The organism is Rhodoferax sp. UBA5149, from assembly GCF_002413825.1.
In the GTDB taxonomy this organism is placed as follows: Bacteria; Pseudomonadota; Gammaproteobacteria; order Burkholderiales; family Burkholderiaceae_C; genus Rhodoferax.
The window spans coordinates 19,312-21,073 of sequence record NZ_DHXT01000013.1; the positions used below are offsets into that span (position 1 = coordinate 19,312).

Sequence of the window (1,762 nt, forward strand, 5' to 3'; positions counted from 1 at the left end):
GCGGTCGCGCTGGGCAACATGGAAGCGGCCCGCGAGGCCTATGACATCGCCCTGCAACAGGAACAGAAGACGGAGGCCCCCCATGCTTAAACAATGCGAAGGTTCGCACGCCGTGGCGCAAGCGGTGGCCTTGAGCCGCCCGGAAGTCATTTGCGCCTACCCGATCTCACCCCAGACCCACATCGTGGAAGGTTTGGGCGAGATGGTCAAATCCGGCGCTCTGACGAGCTGTGAGTTCATCAACGTCGAGTCCGAGTTTGCCGCCTTGAGCGTGGCCATTGGCGCGTCGGCCGCCGGTGCGCGCGCCTACACGGCCACCGCCAGCCAGGGCTTGTTGTTCATGGCCGAGGCCGTGTACAACGCCTCCGGGCTGGGTCTGCCGATTGTCATGACGGTGGCAAATCGCGCGATTGGCGCTCCCATCAACATCTGGAACGACCACACCGACAGCATGTCCATGCGCGATGCGGGCTGGCTGCAGATTTTTGCCGAGACCAACCAGGAAGCGCTAGACCTGCATATTCAGGCCTTTCGCATTGCCGAGGAGTTGTCGCTGCCTGTGATGGTGTGCATGGACGGCTTTATTCTGACGCACGCCTATGAGCGCATCGACATACCGGATCAAGCGCAAGTGGACCGTTACCTGCCAACGTATGAGCCGCGCCAGGTGCTGGACCCGAACGCGCCCGTGACCATCGGCGCCATGGTCGGGCCCGAGGCCTTCACCGAGGTGCGTTATCTGGCGCATGCCAAGCAAATGCAGGCGCTGGACCTGATGCCGAAGATCGCCGAAGAATTCAAACAGGTGTTCGGGCGCGACTCAGGCGGCCTCATCAAACCCTATCGCCTGGATGACGCCGAAACCATCGTCATCGCGCTGGGCTCGGTGCTGGGCACCATCAAAGACACGGTGGATGACTTGCGCGAGGAGGGCGTGAAGATCGGTGTGCTCGGCATCACCTCGTTCCGCCCGTTCCCGATCCAGGCGATTCGCGATGCCATCGCGGGGGCCAAACGCATTGTGGTGATCGAGAAGTGCTTTGCCGTGGGTATTGGCGGCATTGTTTCGCGAGACGTGCGCAGCGCGGTGCAAAGCCGACCGCAGCAGGTGTTCGCGGTCATCGCCGGCCTGGGTGGGCGCGCCATCACCAAGGCCTCGCTGCACAAGCTGCTGCTCGAAGCCGTGGCCGACAAGCTCGAACTGCTGACCTTTCTGGACCTGGACTGGTCCATTGTCAACCGCGTGCTGGAGCGCGAGAAAAAGCAGCGTCGCTCGGGCCCGGTAGCGGAAGGCATTCTGCGCGACATCGGCACCGTGGCATCACGCATAGGCTAAGGGGTTATTCATGGAACAAACGATAGTCAAGTTCTACCAGACCGGCACCTTCACCGTGGGCAACCGCCTGCTTAACGCCGAACAGCGCAGCGTGCAGGCCAGCACCCAGCGCAGCAACTCGCTCAACTCCGGCCATCGCGCCTGCCAGGGCTGTGGCGAGGCATTGGGGGCGCGCTACGCCATCGACGCCGCCATGCAGGCCACGGACGGGCAGTTGATCGCCGCCAACGCCACCGGCTGTCTGGAGGTGTTTTCCACCCCCTACCCCGAAACCTCCTGGCAAATGCCCTGGATTCACTCGTTGTTTGGCAACACCGCCGCAGTGGCCACGGGCATTGCCGCAGCCATGCGCGTGAAGGGCCGCAGCGAGGTGCGCGTGGTGGCCCAGGGCGGCGACGGCGGCACCACCGACATCGGCTTTGGCTG

General features: G+C 63.5%; 1 protein-coding gene and 1 pseudogene. Both read left to right on the forward strand.

Annotation, left to right across the window (positions count from 1 at the left end; all coding sequences use genetic code 11):
* Positions 1–82: 82 nt before the first annotated feature.
* Positions 83–1,336, forward strand: a complete 1,254-nt coding sequence (locus B3V69_RS01020; protein ID WP_296442970.1) for a transketolase C-terminal domain-containing protein — start codon at positions 83–85, stop codon at positions 1,334–1,336.
* 91 nt (positions 1,337–1,427) lie between these two features.
* Positions 1,428–1,762: pseudogene (locus B3V69_RS01025) on the forward strand (thiamine pyrophosphate-dependent enzyme); the annotation flags it as partial.

Excerpts from the sequence above, each read along its gene's own strand:
- B3V69_RS01020 (WP_296442970.1), top strand. The coding sequence starts at position 83 with ATGCTTAAACAATGCGAAGGTTCGCACGCCGTGGCGCAAGCGGTGGCC.